Source organism: Abyssibacter profundi, from assembly GCF_003151135.1.
Taxonomy (GTDB): Bacteria; Pseudomonadota; Gammaproteobacteria; order Nevskiales; family OUC007; genus Abyssibacter; species Abyssibacter profundi.
On record NZ_QEQK01000006.1, the window covers coordinates 196392 to 218139 of the forward strand.

A 21748-nucleotide genomic window follows, 5' to 3' on the forward strand; every position below is an offset into this window, starting at 1 on the left:
GCCTTGACGGTGCGAAACTAACAACCTGGGGTAAGAACCCGGAGGGCGTCACGTTGGCGGTGGGCGATTCAGCTGTTTCACGTCAGACCATTCGGGTCATCGCGGCCGATGCCCAGCCACTGTTCCGGCGAGGTTTGCGTCTCATGCTGGACGCGACTGAGGACATTCAACTGGTCGCCGAGGCAGGGGATCCCGCGACCCTGGCCCAGGCGGTCGCCGATCAGCCTGCGGATGTCTTGCTCATCGACCAGGACCTTGCTGGGCGTCGAGGCCTCGACGTATTGATGCAGGTCAGAGACCGCCAAGCCTCGCTGCAATGTGTGCTCATGGGCGACCGCCTGGAGGCGGACACCGTGGTCAGCGCCATGCGTCGCGGTGTTCGCGGTGTGCTGCTCAAGACCATGCCGGCCGAAGTCATCGAGGCCTGTCTGCGCAAGGTGGCATCAGGTGAGCGCTGGATCGAGATGAAGTCCTTCGGTCAGGCCATCGACAGCGTGCTGGCCGAGCAAAGCAGCCGTCAGGCAGCCGCCGAGACCCTGTCACCACGCGAACGTGAGATTGTCCGGCTGGTTGGCGAGGGCTTACGCAATCGCGAAATCGCCCAGCGATGCGGCATCCGCGAGGCGACCGTCAAATCACACCTATCACATATCTTCGAGAAAACGGGCGTCGATAGCCGGCTGGAGCTGGCGCGTCTGGATCTGGGGCAGGGCGCCCCCGACCACTGCTGACACCGTTTTGAGGCCGGCGTGTCCGCTTCTCCAGGCCGATTCCGCATAGCTCACTGACCCCCATTGCCGCTGAGGATGCGGCCTGGCTTCGGGGACACAGGGAGCATGTGATGTATCGATGGATTTTGACCGCTGTTCTGGCTGCCGCCCTGTTGGGCTGCGATTCCAGCACCATTACCGTGCAGGATGCACAGACCGATTCACCGGTCGCCTTGCCTGACAGGGTGACGGGCACGGTGCAGCTGGAGAGCGGGGCACCGGTGCCGAACGCACCGGTCATGCTGCGCTCGGTGGCGGATGACACGCTGGTTGCCACTGGCACCACCGACGAGCAGGGCCGTTACAGCTTGAACACCAATGGCCAGCGCAGCTATTACGTCTCGGTTCAGGCGCGATTTGCCGAGGGCACGGAGGCCACCGGCGGCCGACTCGCGGATCTGACCGGGCCGGGGCGCGGCGCACTGGAGACGATCGTGCTGCCTGATCTGTCGGCATCGGCGCTGAGCATCGTGGGTGATCAGGCCCGTGGCGATGGATTGGAGATCCAGGGTCTGCCTTCGCAGGTGACCGCCCTGCGCGCCCGGGCCTACGGAGGCAGCGACGGAGACAGTTTTCCGGGCGAGCCGGTGACCGCCGACGAAAGCTTTGCCCGGCTGGGCCATGTCTGGTTCAGCGCCACCGATGTGTCCGAAGATCCGGTCACCCAGTTCACGCCACCGCTGCAGGTGCGCGTCACGGTGTCGACGGCCGATTTGCGACTGCTTGAGGATGCCGAAGCCGACACCGGCATCATCGAGGTGGCGATGGTGTCGTTTGACGAGAGCCGCGGCCTCTGGCGCAGCGAATCCCCCGGCCGGTTAGAGGACGCGAACGGCCAGCCGGTGCCCGAATCCGCATTGGCTGACATTACGGCCGGCGCGTACGCTGGTCCGCTGACGGTCGCGTTTCAGGCGCCGCACTTCAGCTGCTGGAGCTTCGTCAGCTTTCACCGCCTGGGTCCACCCGATTACAACGATGCGCCCGCCGCCCCGGAACAGCGCCATCTACGGCCCACGGTGACACCAGCCAGTCCGCTGGCCTACGACGATCTCTGGCTGGGCGATTTCGTGTCGGGGGAGCAGGCACCGCGTCGTTCCGATTCTGCAGACGACGGCATCCTGTTTTGTGGATCGCAGACCTGGGTCAAGGCGAGCTATCGGCGTAACCGCAATCGCAGCTTCGATCGACGCGGTTATCTGCAGGTCGTCCAGGTCTTCGGTAATCTCGCCGATATCGAAGGCGATGAGGGGCTGGGCGTGGACTTCGGCACCCAGGGCCAGTGGACAGGGCGGAATATTCCAGTCGATAACTGGGGGCCGGGCGCTGTGGCCAGCGCCTATCTCCGGCTCGATCTTCCCAGCGGTCAGGCGACCACGAGTGGCGCATCCGGGCACACCAGCGGCTACACGCGACTCATGCTGACGGCGGCGCCAATCGACGAGCGCCAGGCGCTGGCCAGCTCGACCTTCGAACTGGGTGAGACCGAAGACTATCTCGATAGCTGTCGCTACCGGCTGCGCATCAACGTGGATGGCGACCTCGGATCGCAGGTGACGGCCGATGGGCAGACCTGCACGCCGGAGGCCAGCTGCGAGGTGATCGTGGGCGCTCAAGAGACCCTGCAAATGCAGGCCATGATCGATGGTCAGCCGGTTGCTGTTCGCTGGTCGGTGCGCGAGCAGCGCGATGGCCCGTCGGCCAACTGCCCCGATGGGACGACCTGCAGCTTCACCCGGACCGAGACGGCCCGCATCGACGTGCGGGGCGGGTTGGCCGTGGCGCGGTTTCCTCGGCGTCCCGTGGTGACGCTGTCCGTGGGGGGGCGTGGGCAGGTGACCGACGATCAGGGACTGATCGACTGTGATGCCCGAGACCCCGCCATGCCGCCCAGCTTCGAGGCCTGTCAGGGGCAGTACGGAGACGGCGATGTGGTCGCACTGACCGCGCAGCCGGCGGATGGCTACGAGTTGTCGCGATGGGTCAATCTGGACTGCCTGGAGGGGGCCGTGCCATCGGTGTGCCGGGTGGCCATGGCGTTTGATGAACGGCCCTACGGTCGCGTGATCTTCGCGCCGCAGCCGACGCTGACGGTTGCAGCCGGCGGCGGCGGTCGCGTGGTCAGCGAGCCGGCAGGCATCAACTGTGATGGGAATCAGCCGGTGGCGGCTGATTGCAGCCTGCAACAGCCCACCGGCACCCAGGTCACGCTCATCGCACAGCCTGACCAGGGGCAGGGCGTTCAGTCCTGGAGTGGCGCCTGTCTGGGCACGCAGGGCAGCCGCTGCACCCTGGCACTCACAGAGAACACCGAGGTCGGCGTGAACTTCAGCGCCGCGGCCAACCTCACGGCATCTGTGGCCGGTGCGGGCCGGCTGGACAGCACGCCAGCCGGTATCGCGTGTACGGATGCCGGCGGCGACTGTGATGAAGCCTACGCCTTGGGCACCGAGGTTGAACTGGCGGCCACGCCTGCACCGGACTTTGGCCTGGTTGGCTGGACTGGAGCCTGTGCGGGCGAAACCGGCTTCATCTGTCGCGTGACCATGGATCAGCCCACCGAGGTTGGCGTGGCGTTCGGTGAGCGCTTCGATTTGTCGGTCGAGGTCGTAGGCAACGGCGGCGCTGTCGATGGCACGGGCAATATCTTCAACTGTGAGGCCGACGAAGCCGGCACCGACCCTTGCCAGGAAACCTACACCGACGGAGACCGGGTGACGCTGGAAGCCAGCGCCTTCGAGGGCAACGAGTTCGTCGAATGGGGTGGAGACTGTGCATTCGCCGCTGCAAGCCCCACCTGCCAGTTCCAGATATCCGGAGATACCCGGGTCACGGCGACCTTCCGGCCCACCGTTCAGAATCATCCGCTGACATTGACGGTGTCAGGATTGTCGGGTTCGGCAGGGGACTATGACGAGCGACTGATCTGCAACAACAGCAGCTCGCCCTGCACGCAGACCTACGCGGCCGGCAGTACCGTCATGCTGTTCGCCTTCCCGGATGACAGCGCCCACGCCGTGCGTTGGGGTGGCGCCTGCCAGGGCACACCGGAGGGCCAGGATTGCACCGTGAGCAACATCAATCACCCGATTGACGTGACGCTGGAATTCTACGATCCGGCCGTATCCAGCAACGAGGTGGTGCTCACGGTGACGTTCGCCGGCCAGGGGCAGGGTCAGGTCTCCGACAACCAGTTGCAGCTCGCTTGCGACTCCGGGGCGGGGTCCTGCCAGGCCCGGTACGCGCCGGGGACCGAGGTCACGTTATCGGCCACGCCCCTGAGTACCGACGATGTCTTCGACGGCTGGACCGCGCCGGCAAGCTGCGCCGCCGACCCGATGGCCGATTGCCGTTTGCGTATGGATGCCGATACCACCGCCACCGCGGCGTTTGGACGCCAATAGTGGGGTGATGTGCATGGATGCCTGTTGCGGCCGGCAGGCCGCCACTGGAATGGCCGAGATCGGCCGCTGCGCCGCTAAAGTGCGACCGCAGCGGCCGGGCCGGCCGGCCGGCCTGTCGTTGCCGCCCGTGTCACCAGTGCCTGGGCGATCTGGTCCAGCGGAAGCACCTGCTGGACACCGCCGCGCTTGATGGCTTCCTTGGGCATGCCGAAGACCACGCAACTGGCCTCGTCCTGCGCCAGGGTGATTGCCCCGGCATCGAACAGCTCTTTCATGCCGTCGGCGCCGTCGTCGCCCATGCCGGTCAGGATGGCAGCCACCACATTGCTGCCACCGTACATGGCGGCGGAGCGGAACAGCACGTTGACCGAGGGCCGATGCCGTGACACCAGCGGACCGTCCTTGACCTGCGCGTAGTAGCGGGCCCCGCTGCGTTTGAGCAGCGTGTGCCGTCCTCCCGGTGCGATCAGCGCGTGGCCGCGCAGAATCGATTGTCCGTCCCGGGCTTCGGCCACGCGGATGCGGCAGCTCTTGTCCATGCGCTGTGCAAACGCTTCGGTGAAGCGCTCGGGCATGTGCTGGACCACGAGGATGCCGGGGCAATCAATGGGCATGGCCTCCAGCACCTCGCGGACCGCTTCGGTGCCTCCGGTGGAGGCACCGATGACGATGATTTTTTCGGTGGATTCCACCAGCGCCGCGCCGGCACCGACCTTGCGCTGGATGACGGCATCGGCCGTGAGTTTTTTCTGGATCACACGTCGCTCGGTCCGTTGGCGCGGCTTGGCCCGTGCCGCTGCGCGGATGGTGTCCGCAATACGCGTGCGGCTTTCGGTCAGATGTTCACGCGTGCCGACCTTGGGCTTTTCGATCACCTCGATGGCGCCCATTTCCAGCGCGGCAAAAGCCGAATCCGAGCCCTTGGTCGTCAACGAGGAACAGATCACCACCGGGATGGGGTGCTGACTCATGAGCTTTTCGAGGAAGGTCAGCCCATCCATCCGAGGCATTTCGATGTCGAGCAGAATCACATCGGGAACGCGGCGTCGCAGCTTTTGCGCGGCGACAATCGGATCCTGGGCCACATCGCTGACCTCGATATCCGGTTCGGCATCCAGTAATGCCTTAAGGGTTTGTCGGACGATAGCCGAATCATCGACGATCATGACCTGAATGGCTGTCATGACGGGTTCTCCAACGGTCGCTGGTAAATGGTGGGTGCGACGTAGCGCAGCGGCGTGCGGATGCCGCTGAATGACTCCGAGTGACCCACGATGAGATGGGCGCCAGGCGCCATGACATCGTGCATGCGGCTGATCACGGCCTCGCGCGTGGCATTCGAGAAGTAAATCATGACGTTGCGGCACATGATCAGATCGAATGGCGCCTCGAATGCATAGGGGTCGCTGACCAGATTGAAGCGCTTGAAGGTCACGGCCGCCCGAAGCTCAGGCCCCATGGCCACGCGTGTGTCCTCGGCGTCACGACCCCGAAGCAGATACTTGCGGCGCAAGTCGTCTGGTACGGGGGCGACATCCACCTGCGAGTAAATGCCGGCGGCCGCGGTCCGGAGCACCGTGGTGCACAGGTCTGTGGCCAGGATTTCGAAGCGCAGCCCGGGCGTGCGGCTGGCCGCTTCGTTCAGCACCATGGACAGGGTGTAGGGCTCGTGCCCCGCCGAGCAGCCCGCGCTCCAGATGCGCAGCGGCCGGCTTAGGCCGGGGCGCTCGCAGGCATCGGGCAGCCAGTCGCTTTCGAGAAAGCGAAAATGATCGGCCTCGCGAAAGAACGCTGTTTTGTTCGTGGTCAGCGCGTCGATCAGCGTGATCAACGCGGAGCCCTGTACCTTCAGTGTGTGTTCGACGTAGCGGTCATAGCTGCTGAAACCGCCGGCAACGACATGCTTGCGCAGGCGCGACTGCACCAGCGAATGCTTGTCCTGGTTGAGCTCGATGCCCGCATGGCGACGGAGAAATGTCGCGATAGCTTCAAAGCCGCTGGCCGATAAAGGGGCCGGCTGCTGCATGCCGGCCACCGCGACGCTGATCGCAGCCACGGCGTCAGGCCGGCTCTGCAATCCGGTCGGTTTCGACCGGCTCGGCATTGCGGGCGACGTCCTGTAGTTGCTCCTTGGACAGCACGCTGTCCATGTCGAGCACGATCAGGAAGCTGTCATCGACACGGGCCACATGGGCAATGAAATCGGTGCGAATGCGGTTGCCCATGGGGGGTGCCTCGGCGAGCGACTCCACAGGCAGGTCCAGCACCTGTTGCACAGAATCCACCAGTACCCCGATCAAGCTGATGCGTTCCTCGCAGCGGACCTCGGTGATGATGATCGAGGTGGCAATCGTGGGCTCGACGGACGGCATGCCGAATTCCAGCCGCAGGTCAATCACCGGGACCACGCTGCCGCGGATGTTGATCACGCCGCGCATGAACTCCGGGGTCTTGGGGATTCGGGTGATGCTGGTGTACTCCAGCACCTCACGGACCGAGTCGATGGAGATGCCGTAGGCCTCGCTACCCAGATTGAAACTGAGGATTTGCTTGGCCTGGGTCTGTTCGCTGAGATCGTAGGGATGAGTCATGTTCCTGCTCCGGGAAAGGGCGGCCTTGCGGCCGCCGGATCGTCGATTTAGTACCGGACGAATTCCTTGAGATGGTCGTGATCGTCTCCCAGGTCCAGGTCGACTCCATCGCCGTCATTCGCCGGCGAGAAATCGTCGATACGGGCGGCTTCGGGCAGTTCGAGATCATCGAGATCCGGCTCGAACTCATCCGCTCCCTCGGGCTGGTCCTCAATACCCACCTCGGGCTTGTTCTTGCCCCGGGACAGCTTGTTCATGTTCTCCTGCATGGAGGACGACTGATCCGCCAGCACGCTGGCCGTGGCAGCCATCTGTTCGGCGGCCGCCGCGCTTTGCTGGACGACCTCATCCAGCTGCTTCAGCGCCTTGTTGATCTCGTCAGCGCCGGCATCCTGCTCGGTGGAGGCGACGTTGATCTCCTTGACGAGTTCGGCGGTCTTGCGGATATCCGGCACCAGGCGGGTCAGTACTTCGCCCGCTCGCTGCGAGATCTCCACACTGCCCGACGCGGTTTCGCTGATCTCTTCGGCGGCCTTCTGGCTGCGTTCGGCGAGCTTGCGGACCTCGGCGGCCACCACGGCGAAGCCTCGGCCGTGTTCGCCGGCACGGGCGGCTTCGATGGCGGCGTTCAGGGCCAGCAAGTTCGTCTGGCGGGAGATCTCCCCGATCACGGTGATCTTCTCGGCAATTTCCGTCATGGCGATGACCGCCTTCTCGACCGCTTCGCCGCCTTCTCGCGCGCCTTCGGAGGCTTTCAGCGCGATTTGTTCGGTCTGGCTGGCGTTGTCCGAACTTTGCCGGATGTTCGCGGCCATCTCTTCCATGGATGAGGAAATCTCCTCCAGCGATGCGGCCTGCTGGGCTGCACCCTGGGCGATTTGCTGGCTGGTCGAGTTGATTTGCTCGCTGCCCGAGGCGACATCATCCACGCTGCCACGAACGGCTTTGGCGGTGACCATCGTGCCGCGGATGACCACCCAGGCCAGGATCAAGCCCAGCAAGAGGCCGGCGCCGGTGACCACCACCAGCAGGTTGCGGGTGCGTTCGAAGGTGTCACTCGCCGTGGCCACGCCTTCGTTCATCGTCTTGAAGCCAAGACGGGTGAGCGACTCCATGGTGGCCTGGGCGCGATTGAGCTGATCGCGGCCCTGGAAGGTGGCCAGTTCAAACGCGACGTTGGTGGCGTTTTCGTCCTTGATATCCAGCACTTCCTGGTGGATTTGCTGCCACTGGTCCAGGGCGGTGGTAAACGCCACGTACTGCGTTGAAAGGTCTGCGGGGACCTGGTCGGCCAGTGCGGTGGACAGATCCTCGACACGCATGGTGATGTCTTCCATGGACATTGCAAAGGTGTCCATGTCCTCCAGCCAGCGCGAGAGCAGGAAGTTCTTCTCGTCGCGCTGCAGCTCGGCCAGTGCACGCATCAGACGTTGGGCGGTAAGCGCGGCGACGGCAGCGGTTGGCTCGTCGGTCATCCGCTGCTCTAGTTCGGCGGTCAGTCCGTCGAGCCGTTCTGCCATCACGCCATAGGCATCGCGGCCTTCGTTCTGGGACAGCAGGCGCGATTTGAGATCCGTGTTCTGACGGGCCAGGCGCACCACATTGTTTTTGGTGACCTCATACTGCTCCCAGTCACGCATGAACTGGTTGATCTGCTGCATTTCCTCCTCGCTGGCGAGTTCTTCGAAATGCGCCAGAGCGTCTTTCATGGTGGCGACCTGTTCGTCGATTTCCTTGGCGAAGACAGCCATTTCGTCTTCCGTCTCGGCCAGCAGGATGTTCTTCTCGGCCCTTGAAACAGCCATGAGTGCACGATCGATCTGAGCGGACTCGCTGACCTTTTCAGATGGCCCAGCCACCGTGACCTGCATGGTGGTATTGAGCTGTTCGAGCGCCGTGAGCGAGTAGAAGGCGGTGACGCCGATGACGGTGATCAATATGCCGAACCCGACGATCACCTTGGATATCACAGTGGTATGTTTCATGGACGTGTCCTCTTGATGCGCCGGGTGACGCCGATCTGGTCTGGATTAATGAACGGTGGAGGTGTACTGCAGCGAATTGCCCTGGGCATTCGCCTGTCGGTGCTGGGCCATCACGATGGCCAACTGGGAGATATCGAGAATGAGTGCCACGGAGCCGTCGCCGAGAATCGTGGCGCCGGCTAGGCCTTCGACGTCTTCATAGACGTGGCCGACCGATTTGATGACTGTCTGGTGCTGGCCGATAACGGCGTCGACGACAAAACCCACTCGGTCATCGCCGCTGCGGGCGATCACCACCTGGTGTGTTTCGGGGCGGGCGCCGCCAATCTCGAACCAGTGACGCAGCGCGACCCGGGGCAGCAGCTGTTCGCGTAGCTCGACCAGGCCGAACAGCCCCTGGGCATCGGCATCGCTGATTTCCAGACACTCCTCGACCGCGGACAACGGAATGACAAAGCGGTCGGGGCCGAGCTCAACGAGCAGGCCTTCGATAATCGCCAATGTCAGCGGCAACTGGATGTGGATGGTGGTCCCGACGCCCAGCTCGCTGCTGATGTTCAAGGTTCCCCGCAGGGCCTCGATGGATCGCTTGACCACATCCATGCCCACGCCGCGACCCGAAATGTTCGAGATGGTCTGGGCGGTGGAGAATCCCGCCTGGAAGATGAGCTCGTAGCATTCCTGTTCGCTGAGCTGGGCATCCGCCTTGATCAGTCCGCGTTCGATGCCCTTGGCACGTAATTTCTCGGCGTCCAGCCCTTTGCCGTCGTCTCGTACCTCGATCAACACATGTGAACCGCGATGCTGCGCAGTCAGGGTGATCTGCCCGGTACGTGGCTTGCCGACGGCTTCGCGTTCGTCGGGCGATTCCACGCCGTGATCCAGGCTATTGCGGATGAGATGGACCAGCGGATCGCCCAGTTTGTCGATGACCGTCTTGTCGAGTTCGGTTTCCGCACCCTCGGTCACCAGCTTGATGTCCTTGCCGAGTTCGGTGGACAGGTCACGGACCAGGCGTCGGAACCGGGCGAAGGTGGAACCGATGGGCAACATGCGGATGTTGATTGCCGTGTCGCGCAAGTCGTTGGTCAAGCGTTCCAGTTCCTCGGCAATGCCCAACAATTCCTCATCGCTGCGGCGCGCCGTCAGATCCAGCAGCCGGGCCTGAGAGATCACCAGTTCGCCGACGACATTGATCAGGTGATCCAGGCGCTCGGCCGGCACCTTGACCGTTTCTTGCGGTGGTGCCGCAGCAGCCGGTTTGTCAGCCGGTTTCGGGCTGTTGTCAGGCTTGGCCGCGGTCGGCGCCGGCGCTGCCGCTGGTTCTGCGGTTGCCGTCGGTGTGGCTGCGGGCGCTTCGGCAGCCGGCCCGGGTGTGGACTCGCTGGCCGCCGCCCGGACCTCGATGTTGATATCCCAGTCGAAGCTGACGAATAGGAACACGTCATCAATGGCGTTGCGGGTCTGCTCGCTGAGCAGTTCGATGTCCCAGTCGACCAGGAGCTGCTCGGGATCCAGTTCGTCCAGGTTCGGTGTCCGCGCCGTGCTGGTTTGCAGGCGCATGTCACCCAGCTCGCCCAGTTCGCGTAGCAGGTTCAGCGGGTTGGTGCCGGTCATGAACGTGTCGGCACTGGGACGAATCTTGATCTGGTAGCAGGTCTTTGACGGTTCGGCCTGCGGCGCGTCAGCGGGCGGGGGCTCGCTGGGTGCGGCCGATGCCACGGCACCGCCGGTCTGGGTGACGGCACTCAGCCGGTTGAGCAGCCCGGCGGTGTCCGGGTGCTCGGCATTGGTGTCGATCAGCGTGCGAATATGATCCCGCGAGTCCAGCCCGATGCTGATCAGTTCCTGGCTGATGGAGAGTTCGCCACGGCGCACCTGGTCGAAGGCGTCTTCCAGGTGATGGGTGAAGGAGGACACCGCGTCAAAACCGAACATGGCGCCGCTGCCCTTGATGGTATGCATGGCACGAAAGGCCCGATCCACCAGCGACATGTCGTCAGGCGCATCTTCCATCTCCAGCAGCGCGGCCTCCAGGTCTTCCAGCAGGTCTGCGGTTTCCTGGCGGAATGTTTCCTCGAACGGCGTCATGCCTGACCATCCATGCGGAACAAATCGACATCCAGGCCCAGTTGCTGCACCTGCGCGGCCACCGTCTCGGGGACCTCGCAGAAAAGCGGCTGATCGCTCTTGTCCGACAAGCTCTTGTGCGCGCTGACCAGTAGTTGCACACCCGCCAGATCGATCCGCTCCACGCCGTTTAGCGAGATCTGGGTGGGGGCGGCGTCGATAATCGCCTGCCGCACGGCGGTGACCCGCTCGATGGTCAGGTCACCTTCCAAGGTCATGGGCGATGCGTTGTTCGCTGTTGATGCCACGATGGCAGCCTCCGGTTCGCAGCCTGGTTGGGAAGCCGTGGCTTCCTGATTGGGTTTGGGATCGGCGACCCTCAGCGAAACTTGAGGCTTGTTGTTTGTTTGAGCCTGAACGGCTTGATCGGCCCGGCGACCGGTACCGGAAATTTCCTACAGGGCCGCGCGTGACCTCTCCATAGAGCGCATGAACAGGCGCTGGCTAAGCTGCAGCTCATGTCTGGATCGTATGGCTTGGCAGCCACTGGGGCGTTCGTGTCAGGGAAGACAAAAGGGTGGGCTGTTCTCGGCAGGTGGGTTGCCATCATTGGCGGCCTCGTCGGTGCCACGGCCGCTGCTGCGGATGATCTCGCCCGGGCTTACGCCCTGGCGTTGGATCAGGACCCGACCTGGGTTGAAGCGCAGGCCCGCTATGCAGAAGTGCTGGCCGATCAGGAGTTGGCGCGGGCCGGCTACCATCCGGTTCTCACGCTCGCAGGCCGGGCCACGGCCAACCACCGTGAAGTCGATGGTGAATTTTTCGGTCTCGACAACCTGAACCGTGATGACGATTTCGAGGCCTTGAGCTATGCCATCGCCCTGCGTCAGCCGCTGCTGCGGCTGGATCGCTGGCGGGCCAGAGATGTAGCGGCACTGCGATCAGGCGCAGCGCTGGCGCGTCTGCATGCAGCAGAAAGTGACTTGATGTTGCGCGTCGCCGAGGCCTACTTCGCGGCGCTGGATGCCGAGCAGGATCTCGAGGTTTTTCGCGCCGAGTTACAGGCCATCGCGGAGCGCGCCGACCAGATACGTGAGCAGACCCGTCTGGAACTGGCCACCCGCGCCGGTCAGTCGGAGGCCGATGCCCAGCGGGAACTGGCCCAGGCCAGGCTGCTGCGAGCCCGGCAGGCTTTGGACACATCTCGGGCCGAGCTGGCGTTGCTCACCGGCCAGCTGGCGACGGGGCTGGCCCGTGTCCCACTGTCACGAGCACTGCCCCCGGTCGAGCCGGCCAACCAGCAGGACTGGGTGGAGCAGGCCCGCAGCAGCAATCCGATGCTGGTTGCGGCCCGGCTGGAATCCGAAGTGGCAGGCCGCCAGGTGGATGTGCAGCGGGCGGCACGATGGCCGACGGTGGATTTGATTGCCCAGCGTGAGTACCTCGACAACTCCGGCGGTGTCACCGGCGCGCGGGAGGATTCCGAAGACCTGATTGGGCTGGAGCTGCGTCTGTCGCTGTTTGATGGCGGAGAAGCTCGGGCGCGGACCTCGGCCGCGATGGCGCGCTACCAACAGGCCCTGGCCCGTCAGGCACGGGCGCTGCGCCAGGCCGAGTTCGATGCCCTGCGAGCCTACTCGGCGCTGGAACTGGGGCAGGCTCAGATCGAGGCCCTGCAGGCGGCCCGGGGCGCAACCTACGACGCGGTCGAGGCCACCGAGGGTGGAGTCTTTGCCGGCACCCGAACAGCCGTGGACCTGGTGCAGTCGCTGCGCGAACGCTTTGATGCCGAGCGCGCGCTGTCACGGGCCATTCATGCCTACCTGCTCAACAGCCTCCGATTACAGGCCGCGGCCGGCACCTTGGGGGTGGACGATTTGATGGCGGTTAACCGGCTGCTTAGCGACTAGCATGGCGGCGACCCATCCACAGTTGGTGTATCGCAGTCAGTCGCGTATCGCGACGCGCTACGCCGAGATCATCCTGCTGACCAGCTCCGCCGATGGGCGCGTCTTCCGCTTCGATGAAATGGAGTACCGGCTGGTCAGTCTGTTCGATGGCACCCGGAGCCTGGCGGCTGCGGTCGAGGCCGCTCACGAGCAGGGTCTGACGGTCGACCGCCCAAGAGCCCAGCGTCTGCTCGCCGAACTGGACCGGGCCGGCCTGCTGGAGTCAGGTGATGGGCACTGGGGGGCGGCGGCCAACGACGCCGGACCGGCCGCGCCGGATGAATGGAATGCCGAACGGGCCCACCGCGAGGCCGAGCCTCTGGCGCGTTCGCGGCTGGCGCGACAACACGCACTGCGGGAGGCGCGTACACCGGATATTCACTGGCATCTGTCCACGCGCTCGCTGTTGTGGGCGGGCCGTCTGCTGAATTGGCCCATGCACGCCCGGTGGCGCATGGGCTTGCTGGCCGGGGTGCTCGGGTTGCTGGCCTTGGGGCTCATGCGCAACCGCATCGATGTCTGGCTGGATCTGCAGCGTCTGGTCGGGCCGCTGGCGCTGTTGCAGGTCGCGGTGTTGGGGTTTTTCTCCGTGAATTTATTGGGGCAGCTGGCGCGGGCGGCCGAGTACCAGCGGCGGATGGGGCGTCTGCCGGCGTTTGGCATCACCTTTATGTTCCGGCTGCTGCCGCGCTTCTACGCCGATGTGTCACCGGTGCTGAGCAACCAGGATCAGCGTTATGACCATCCGGACCGGCTGGCCATTCTCGCGTCATCGCTGGTGGCGATGGCGTCGCTGTTCGTACTGGCCAGCCTGGGCTGGCTAGTCAGCCGGGGTGGGGCATCGGATCTGCCGCTGCTCTTCGCCGGTGTGGGCGTGCTGTCGGCCTGGGTTTGCTTGCTACGTCTCAACCCGATGTCGCGGCATGAGGGTTATCAGTTGCTCGCCACCCAGCTGGATACGCCGGATCTACGCGACATCGCCATCGCGGCCATCTTCGGCCGTGGTCGGATCTGGCGGCGGCTTAAGCCCAAAGGCGTGTCGACGCTGGCGATTCGGGTTTACGCCCTGGCGGTGGTGCTGTGGCTGGCCATCGTGGCCTGGGTGTTGTTTCACCTGATCGGGGTCTGGCTGGCGCGGGAGTGGGCCGGGCTGGGTGTTGTTCTATTCCTCGTTGCCTGCGGGGTTGTCATGTGGAATCCAATGAAACGATCGAAAGCGCGCAATCAGCTTGCACAGGAAATGGAAGCCCGGAATCCGGAACTGGCGGCCCGTCGAAAGCGAACGCGTCGGGGGACGTGGATGCGCTGGGGGATCGGCGGCGCCGTGCTGCTCGTGCTGGCACTGATTCCCTATACATACGAGCCCACCGGAGATTTCACGGTGCTGCCCAATGATCGCTCCGATGTGCGCGCTCTCATCGCCGGCGAAGTGCGCGAAGTGCTGGTGGCCGAGGGCGACCAGGTGGAGCAGGGGCAGCTGTTGGCCCGGCTGTCCGCCGATGAAGAGCGGGCGAGGGTCGCCACCAGCGAGGCAAGGCTGGCCCGGCTGAACGCGGAGCGAGCATTGGCGGAGCGGGGCGCCGAACCCGAGGAGATCGCCCTGGCCGAACAGCGGGTGGCGACGGCAGAGCGACGTTTCCAATCCAGTCAACGCGAGGCCGACCGCCTGGCTGCGGCTTACCAGCGCGGTGCGGCCACCGGTCAGGCCGCCAGCCAGGCCGAAGCCCAGGCCGCCCTGGACCGCGAGCGCCTGGCTGAGGCCACGAATGCGCTGGCCGTGGTTCGCGCCGGCATCACCTCCGAGGAACTGGCGGCCCTGGAGGCGGCCATCGCGGCCGAGCAGGCACAGCTGGATTATGCCCGCCAGCAACTGGCCTACACCGAGCTGCGGGCGCCCCGTGCGGGTCGGGTGGTGTCGGAGGACCTGCGATTCGCACGCGGCACTTATCTGGCGCGTGGCGATCGCCTGCTGAGTATCGAGGAGACCGGCCAGGTATTGGCCGAGATCCGCATTCCGGAGAACGACATCGGTGATGTGACGCTAGGTGCCGAGGCTTCGGCCAAGGCCTGGGCCTATCCGGGGGTGAGCTTCACCGGCACGGTGGCCGGCATCGCACCCAATGCCGAGACCGGCGATTACGGCCGGGTGGTGCGTGTGCAAATGGCCATCGAAAATGCCGACGGCCGCCTGCGTCCGGAGATGACAGGCCACGCTCGGGTGCAGGGTCAGACCCAGCCCGCGGGTCTGGCGTTCACCCGGGGGCTCGCCCGTTTCTTCATGGTTGAGGTCTGGAGCTGGATTCCCTAGGGCCATGGGCGCAAATCAAATGCTGACGCCACCACTGGATCCCGACCTCATTCTGCCCACGCCGGTTTGGCCGCCAGGCGCCGAGCCCTTGTCGTTGGACCAGCCTGAGCCCCATGCGCTGGCTGGAGAGCATTTCAAACTGGTCAGCGAGAATGGCTTCGGCGACGGCTACAACAACTACCCACACAGCATGGCCTGGTTCAAGGGCAAGCTGTACGTCGGCACCACACGGGCGACGTTCCAGATGCTGGCGCATAACGACCCGCTGCCACCGCTGGACCCCTGGCCGGTCACGCCGCCGGAGGATATCTACGATCTGGACCGGCGCGCCGAAATCTGGTGCTACGACCCTGCAGCGGATGACGGCTGGACGCTGGCCTATCGCGCGCCCTGGGTTCGCGCCGATGACGGTCGCGACGTGCCGCGCTTTATCGGGTATCGCGGCATGGCGGTATTCCAGGGCGATAGCGACGATGAACCCGTGCTGTATATCGCCACCTGGGCCCCGCGCAAGGCACCGCGTCCAACGGTGATGCGCACCGCCGACGGCGTGCATTTCGAAGAGCTGCCTGGCCCGAACTGGGGCGACAATGTGCGCTCGTTTCGCACCATGCAAATCTTCAACGGCAAGCTTTATACATCCCCGACCGGCTCCACCACGGGCGATCGGCAGTCGCAGGAATGCGTGGGTGGCCGACCGGCCATCTTCGAAAGTTCAGACCCGCGCACCGGGCAGTGGCGTGCGGTCTCCAGCCAGGGCTTTGGTGACCCGGCCAATCTCACGGTGTTCGAGATGGCGGCATTCAACAACCATCTGTATGCCGGCACGGTGAACGCCCGCAATGGCTTCGAGATCTGGAAAACCCGCGCCGAGGGTGATCCGCCCTACGACTGGCGGCGCGTGCTGTCGCACGGGGCGGGGCGCGGCCCGCTGAACGAAGTGGCTGTCAGCCTCTGTGAGTTCAAGGGCGCGCTTTATGTCGGCTCGGGCATCGTTAACGGGGGCTATCACCGCAAGCTCAACATCGGGCCGGCCGCAGCCGAGCTGATCCGGCTGCATCCGGATGACTCCTGGGAGTTGGTGATGGGGGAGTCGCGGATTACTCCCCAGGGTGCCCGCTATCCCATCTCGGGCTACCGACCCGGATTCAACAAATTCTTCAACGGCTACGTCTGGCGCATGGGCGTGCATGCCGGCCGGTTGTATGTGGGCACATTCAGCTGGGCCCAGTTGCTGCCGTATTGCCCAATCCATCAATGGAGCGAGGTCGCCCAGAAGAAAATTGCCCGCATGGGTGTGGACTGGTTCGTCCGCAATATGGGGGGCTGCGATGTGTGGTCGTCCGAGGACGGTGTCCACTGGGACTGCATGACCCGCAACGGCTTTGATAACGAGTGCAACTGGGGTGTACGTCAGATTCTGTCCACGCCTTATGGCGTGTTCATCGCCACGGCCAATGTCCTGGCGCCGGACCGTGCCATCCAACGCAACGGCCAGTGGGAGTATGTCCACAATCCCCGCGGAGGCTGCGAGGTGTGGCGTGGTGCCGATCCGGGCGAGGCGGGGCCGTGAGCACGGCGTTGGATTTTCCACCCCCGCTGGTGGTGTTGTCGCCGCCCCGGTCGTTTTCGTCGCTGACCTCGGCCATGCTCGGTGCCCATCCGCAGTCGGCTGGGCTGCCCGAGCTACAACTGTTCATGACCGACCACATGGACCAGTTGCTCAAGTTCTTCGCCTTGTCGCCCGGGAATTTGCAGGACGGACTGCTGCGCTCCGTGGCCCAGCTGTACTTTGGCGAGCAAACCGATGCCAGTGTGGATCAAGCCAAGGGCTGGCTGGCTGAACGTCGCCACCTATCTACAGCCGCCATGTTCCAGTTGCTGGCCCGCAAGGTCGCACCGCAGGTGCTGGTGGAAAAAAGCATTGCCACCGTTTGGCGGCCAGGCTTCCTGCGCCGCTTGAAGCAGGCAGCTCCCCACGCGCGGTATTTGCATTTGCTACGGCACCCGCGCGGCCAGTGCAGCTCGCTGGTGAACATGATCGGTCACCGCGAGGACAGCGTGGCAGCCGATCTCAAGGATCACTCGACCGATCCACCGACCTTCGACCCGCAAATCGCTTGGCTGCAGATTCATCAGAACATCCTGCGGGCGTTATCCGATGTGCCGGCCGAGCAGATCATGCGTGTGCGCGGCGAGGACGTGCTGGCCGATCCCGAGCGCCATCTGACGGAGATCGTCCGCTGGGCGGGCATGCGAGACGATGCCGAGGCCCTGGACGCCATGCTCCACCCCGAGCGGTCCATCTTCGCTTGCATCGGCCCGCCGTCAGCCCCCTACGGCTCAGACCCCAAGTTTCTGGAAAACCCAGTCTTCCGGCCGCAGCAGTCCAAACCCCAGTCGCTGGAGGGCCCACTGCCGTGGCGGGACGACCTGACGGGCTTCGTGCCAGAGGTGCTGGAGCAGGCGAGGGCGTTCGGGTATCGGTGACTCAGGCCGCTGGCCTGGTCACGTCAACCCGAACCCCGCCGCGCTCATTCCATGCGGTCGAAATCGTTGAAGTTGATGCTGACGCGGTGACCGCTGGAGGCCCAGTTGGGGAAGTTGATCGTCTGTGAGAACTCGCTGCGCCCACGGGGAATGAGTCGCATCGTGATCGTGCCGTCGGGCGGCTCGGCCGCCGGCATGTAGACGTCTACGCCCGTCTGGAAGGCTTGATCCGGGAAATACGGCAACGGCTCGAGCGTGGTTTGTTGCGGGGTCGCGGCGTCATCATGGATGTGAATACCGATGGTGTCGTTGCCAACTTCAGGCGTGATGGCATTGACCACGGGCTGGTCGCCGACAGATGGGCTGCGCGTGCTGATCTCGACGATGTCATTACCGGCGGTGGCATGGTCTCCAAACCATTCGCGCATGCGCGAAATGACGACCGCTGCGTGGGCGTCGCCAAGATTGGTGTTGCTGCGGGTGTCGCTGTCATTCGGGCCGGACAGCAAACGCACATGCTCGGTGTCGCGAACAAACCGCGGCATGTAGAAGTGATGTGGCACCGAATCGCTGGCGGTTAGCAGGAACTCATAGTGCGTGTCGGTGCGCAGCGTCACCGGCCCCCAGAACCCGTCTGCGTCGGGAACCATGGTTGCCGTCGGCGTGTCGGCCATACGATGACCGGTGGCCGAATCGATTGGCCAGATGGCCAGCTCGGCGTCGGGGCGGCCTGTGTTCTGCGGGAATGTCACCGTGCGGCCTGAGACCGAAACCTCGAGCCCCTGCAGTTCGATGTCTACGATGGCTGGCCGCTCGCCGTAAAAGAATGCGTACTGGGCTTCGAAGGATTCGGGCGAGGTCGCGACCTCAACATGGGCCTGATTCTCGATATAGGTGTTGTTCTGCCCCATGCCGACGTTGCTTTGGCCATCGAAAATGCCGATACAGGGCACCAGGCCCGGGCAAACCGGACTGACTGCGCCATCAATGCTGACAAAACCGGCGACCAGATTCGCCGGGGCGGGCACGGGCAGCGGCGTGGTGGCGAAACCCGATGAGAGATACTCGGTTGACACGATCGTGCCCAGGGAATGGCCGATCAGGTACACCTGATCGACGTCATGTTGCGCGGTGACATCCTGGATGAACTCATAGAGCGGTAGCAACAGCTGCCCGCCCGCTGCCATTGCGATGCCCTCGACACCCGCATCATATTCAAAGGTGTGGATCTTCTCCGGTGGCACACCGTTGGCGACGTAACGCATGGATTGGGCTTGAATCTGTGCTGCCGAACCGGCCGCCCCATGCACAAAAACAATGGGCAGGCTGTCAGATAGCGCACCCGCCTCCACCCCCGGTGCCGTGGCATCACTCGAGCCGCCGCCACAGCCGGAAAGGAACAAGCTGGGGGCCAGCAGCAACAAGAGTCGTCGTATGAATCGCATGTCGTGTCTCCTCGGGTCTTCGGTTGGGCGGCTGGCTTTGTTTGCGCAGAAAAGCGCGCCAGCTCATTGGCTCTGTCATTTGATACGAATGTATTAGCGGCTCCACCACGGAGTCAACAGACGATGTCACGCCTTTCGTCAGGTGGTTGGGGCAGGGGGGCTGAGGCTGCGTTAGAGCACCGGCGATGGGAACACAGGCGGATGAGTCCCCTCGAAGTCCCGGCGCTCACAGTGCTCCGCGGCCGCCCTGTTGCGTATCACGGCCCCGAAGACCTCGAATACACTATCGGTCCGACCCTTCTAGTAGATGCTTCTGATGCTGATCCAACGCATTGCCAGCCGGCGACCGCAACTGGCTTGGATGGCCGCACTGCTCGTGGTGGCCGGGCTGGGGGGCTGTGGTGGTGGCGACGACCGTGCGGCCGAGGCGCAGGCGGCGTTGCCGGTGATGACGGTGTACAAGTCGCCCACCTGCGGCTGCTGTGTTGCCTGGGTGGATCACTTGCGGGCCAATGGCCTGACGGTCGAGGTCGTGGATGAGCCACAGATGAACCCGCTCAAGGGGTCGCTGGGCGTGCCGGGTGATCTGCGGTCGTGCCACACGGCGACGATCGGGGATTACGTGGTTGAGGGCCATGTTCCGGCGCAGGACATCCAGCGCCTGCTGGCCGAGCGGCCTGCCGTGCAGGGTCTGGCCGTTCCTGGCATGCCGATTGGCTCCCCCGGTATGGAAATGGGCGACCGGGTGGACCCCTATGAGGTGATCGCATTCCAGGGTGAGCAGCGGCAGGTCTTCGCCCAGCACAGGGAACGGGTCGGCGCCACTGACGAATCGCATGCCGGCCATTCGGATCACGGCGGCCACTGAAGCGACCAATTGCCATCGGGCCGGTGCTTATTCTCAGCGTCTCGAGATCGACACTGCCTGTGGATAGCAGTCTGGCACCCGCGGCGATCGGCTGTGCCGTTTGTTCGATTTGCGGGCTTTGATCGCCGGGTGGACCCGGTATCCAGCGTTGATTTGCAAAGCGAGCCCCGCGCCTTAAACCACGCTTGGGGCGAATTTACGACGCGCTGCCCGCCGCCCTGCGTGTTAATTTTTGGTTAAACAGTCCTGGCTTCCAAGTGGCCGCCCGCTGTCATCGCGGCCGACCTGGGGGGTAGCGCGATCGGAGTCCGCGGACACAGCGGACCGTTAACCGAGGAGACCATCATGAGCCTGTCCATTGGGCGCCCGCTGCTGGGTGCATTGCTGTCCGTCGTCCTGCTGGCCGCTTGCGGCGGTACCGAAGAAGATACAGCCGCGGCATCACAAGCTCCGGATGACACCAGTGCCGAGGCGCCAGATGAGGGCGTCATCCTGCTCGAAGAGCTGGTGCACATGGTGGAACGCGCCGGCCTGTACTCGCTGCCGAACGACCCCGAACAAGTGCTGACTGCATTGGCCACGCTGCCCGATGGTCTGGGGGATGTGCTGGCCATGCATGTGGGGCGTTACTACCCAACGCCCAACGAATTCGCGCCCGCCGTTGGACCGCTGGTGGACCTGTTACAGGCCCGCGCAGACCTGCTGCTCAGCGGTGGTCAGCCGGTGCGGGTGATCGAGGACAGCATGGATGGGGAGTACGCGATTTTGCTGCTGCCGGTCGATGCCACGACGGTGATCGTGATTCTGCCGACGCAGGTGGTTCGTGCGAACCCGGCGGCTGCAGCGTTGCCCGAGGCGCAGGTTGATCTGAGCCAGCTGACCTACGAGGTCAATGGCCGCACCCGCACGCTGGAGCAGTACATGGAGAGCGGGCAGACCAATGCCATTGCCTTCATGCACAACGGGCAGTTCATCTACGAGGACTACCAGAACGGTTACAACCCCAAGACGCGGGCGCATATGTGGTCGGTGACCAAGTCCGTGACTACGGCGCTGGTCGGGATTGCTGTGGCCGAAGGGCTGGTCGATTCGATCCACGATCCCATCAAGCGTTACATCCCCGAGGCCGCGGATACGGTTTGGGAAGGCGTGAGCATCGAGGATTTGCTGCAGATGGAATCGGGCACGTATTGGGTGGACGTGCCCGTCCATCAGCCCGAGCAGCTGGTGCTGATGGGGGCTGACTTTCACAGCAATGGCCTGTACGGCATGACACGCGATGAGTACCTGCTGCGCCTGACGCGGGTCTCGGAGCCGGGTGATTTTTATCGCTACAACAGCGGCGATGCCCAGATGCTGGCCTGGCTGTTGGAGCGCGTGTATGCGCGCCCCTATGCCGAAATTCTGTCTGAGAAGATCTGGCAGCCAGCCGGCATGCGGGATGACGCACTGGTGATGGTCGACCGCCTGGGCAACACCTTTGCATCGATGGGCCTGATGGCCACGCCGCGCGACATGCTGCGATTCGGCGAGCTGTTCCGCAACGGTGGGCGCAGCCTGGACGGACGGCAAATCGTGCCCGAAGCCTGGGTCGAGGCGTCGCACAACTACGACAAGGCCAATGGCGGCGGCCCGCGTGGCTACATGTGGCCGCATTGGGGCGGTGTCGATTCGGGCAACTACACCGCCGCTGGCTACGGCCACCAGCGCGTCAGCGTGGGTCCGTCGCTCAACATGGTGGGTGTGCGCTTTGGTAACGACCCCGTGGACAGCATCGCGCCCAAGGAGTGGGAAGCCGTGCTGACCGCCGTGGGGCGTTACCTGGAGTTCGGCGAGGTTCGCTAGCCGAGCACGCCTGTGGGCATCCATCC

At 64.2% G+C, this 21748-nt stretch carries 15 protein-coding genes; 8 read left to right on the plus strand and 7 right to left on the minus strand.

From position 1 onward, the window contains the following. Positions 1-59: 59 nt before the first annotated feature. Positions 60-731 (plus strand): LuxR C-terminal-related transcriptional regulator, encoded by a 672-nt coding sequence (locus DEH80_RS08590; RefSeq protein ID WP_165831375.1) that lies wholly within the window; start codon positions 60-62, stop codon positions 729-731. A gap of 110 nt (positions 732-841) precedes the next feature. Next, a complete protein-coding gene (locus DEH80_RS08595; RefSeq protein WP_109720082.1) occupies positions 842-4171 on the plus strand; it encodes an InlB B-repeat-containing protein in 3330 nt (1109 codons plus the stop codon). 74 nt (positions 4172-4245) lie between these two features. On the opposite strand, the gene DEH80_RS08600 is transcribed toward DEH80_RS08595, so the two are convergent. The 6 genes from DEH80_RS08600 to DEH80_RS08625 are packed head-to-tail and all read right to left on the minus strand — an operon-like array spanning position 4246 to position 11125. After that, a complete protein-coding gene (locus DEH80_RS08600; protein WP_109720083.1) occupies positions 4246-5355 on the minus strand; it encodes a protein-glutamate methylesterase/protein-glutamine glutaminase in 1110 nt (369 codons plus the stop codon). After that, a complete protein-coding gene (locus DEH80_RS08605) occupies positions 5352-6227 on the minus strand; it encodes a CheR family methyltransferase (protein ID WP_165831376.1) in 876 nt (291 codons plus the stop codon). Before DEH80_RS08605 ends, DEH80_RS08600 begins: the two co-directional genes overlap by 4 nt. A 4-nt stretch (positions 6228-6231) precedes the next feature. Continuing rightward, on the minus strand, positions 6232-6762 hold the full coding sequence (locus DEH80_RS08610) for a chemotaxis protein CheW (protein ID WP_109720085.1): 531 nt from the start codon (positions 6760-6762) through the stop codon (positions 6232-6234). Between the two features lie 47 nt (positions 6763-6809). Continuing rightward, positions 6810-8747, minus strand: a complete 1938-nt coding sequence (locus tag DEH80_RS08615) for a HAMP domain-containing methyl-accepting chemotaxis protein (protein WP_165831377.1) — start codon at positions 8745-8747, stop codon at positions 6810-6812. Positions 8748-8792: 45 nt separating this feature from the next. Further along, positions 8793-10838: a chemotaxis protein CheA gene (locus DEH80_RS08620; protein ID WP_109720086.1), complete on the minus strand. Its 2046-nt coding sequence runs from the start codon at positions 10836-10838 to the stop codon at positions 8793-8795. Next, positions 10835-11125: an STAS domain-containing protein gene (locus DEH80_RS08625; RefSeq protein ID WP_133249179.1), complete on the minus strand. Its 291-nt coding sequence runs from the start codon at positions 11123-11125 to the stop codon at positions 10835-10837. Before DEH80_RS08625 ends, DEH80_RS08620 begins: the two co-directional genes overlap by 4 nt. Positions 11126-11374: 249 nt before the next feature. Between DEH80_RS08625 and DEH80_RS08630 the strand changes: the two genes are divergently transcribed. Genes DEH80_RS08630 through DEH80_RS08640 form a run of 4 tightly spaced genes read left to right on the plus strand, consistent with a single transcriptional unit; the run spans position 11375 to position 17564 of the window. Next, a complete protein-coding gene (locus tag DEH80_RS08630; protein ID WP_165831378.1) occupies positions 11375-12727 on the plus strand; it encodes a TolC family protein in 1353 nt (450 codons plus the stop codon). A gap of 1 nt (position 12728) precedes the next feature. After that, the gene (locus tag DEH80_RS08635; RefSeq protein WP_109720089.1) at positions 12729-15074 is read left to right on the plus strand and encodes an RND family efflux transporter; all 2346 of its coding nucleotides are present in this window, start codon (positions 12729-12731) and stop codon (positions 15072-15074) included. Positions 15075-15078: 4 nt separating this feature from the next. Continuing rightward, positions 15079-16647 carry a hypothetical protein gene (locus DEH80_RS17325; RefSeq protein ID WP_165831379.1) on the plus strand — a complete coding sequence of 523 codons (1569 nt, stop codon included), beginning with the start codon at positions 15079-15081 and terminating at the stop codon, positions 16645-16647. Next, entirely contained in the window at positions 16644-17564 is a 921-nt protein-coding gene (locus DEH80_RS08640) for a sulfotransferase family protein (RefSeq protein ID WP_165831380.1), read from the plus strand. The genes DEH80_RS17325 and DEH80_RS08640 overlap by 4 nt, the downstream gene beginning before the upstream one ends. Positions 17565-17608: 44 nt before the next feature. Here DEH80_RS08640 and DEH80_RS08645 read toward each other — a convergent pair whose 3' ends face one another. Then, entirely contained in the window at positions 17609-19009 is a 1401-nt protein-coding gene (locus tag DEH80_RS08645) for an alpha/beta hydrolase (RefSeq protein ID WP_133249180.1), read from the minus strand. Positions 19010-19325: 316 nt separating this feature from the next. On the opposite strand from DEH80_RS08645, the gene DEH80_RS08650 reads away from it, so the two are divergent. Then, positions 19326-19877, plus strand: a complete 552-nt coding sequence (locus tag DEH80_RS08650; protein WP_109720118.1) for a DUF411 domain-containing protein — start codon at positions 19326-19328, stop codon at positions 19875-19877. 345 nt (positions 19878-20222) lie between these two features. Further along, positions 20223-21722, plus strand: coding sequence for a serine hydrolase domain-containing protein (locus tag DEH80_RS08655; protein ID WP_109720092.1), 1500 nt, complete (start codon positions 20223-20225; stop codon positions 21720-21722). Positions 21723-21748 lie beyond the last annotated feature (26 nt).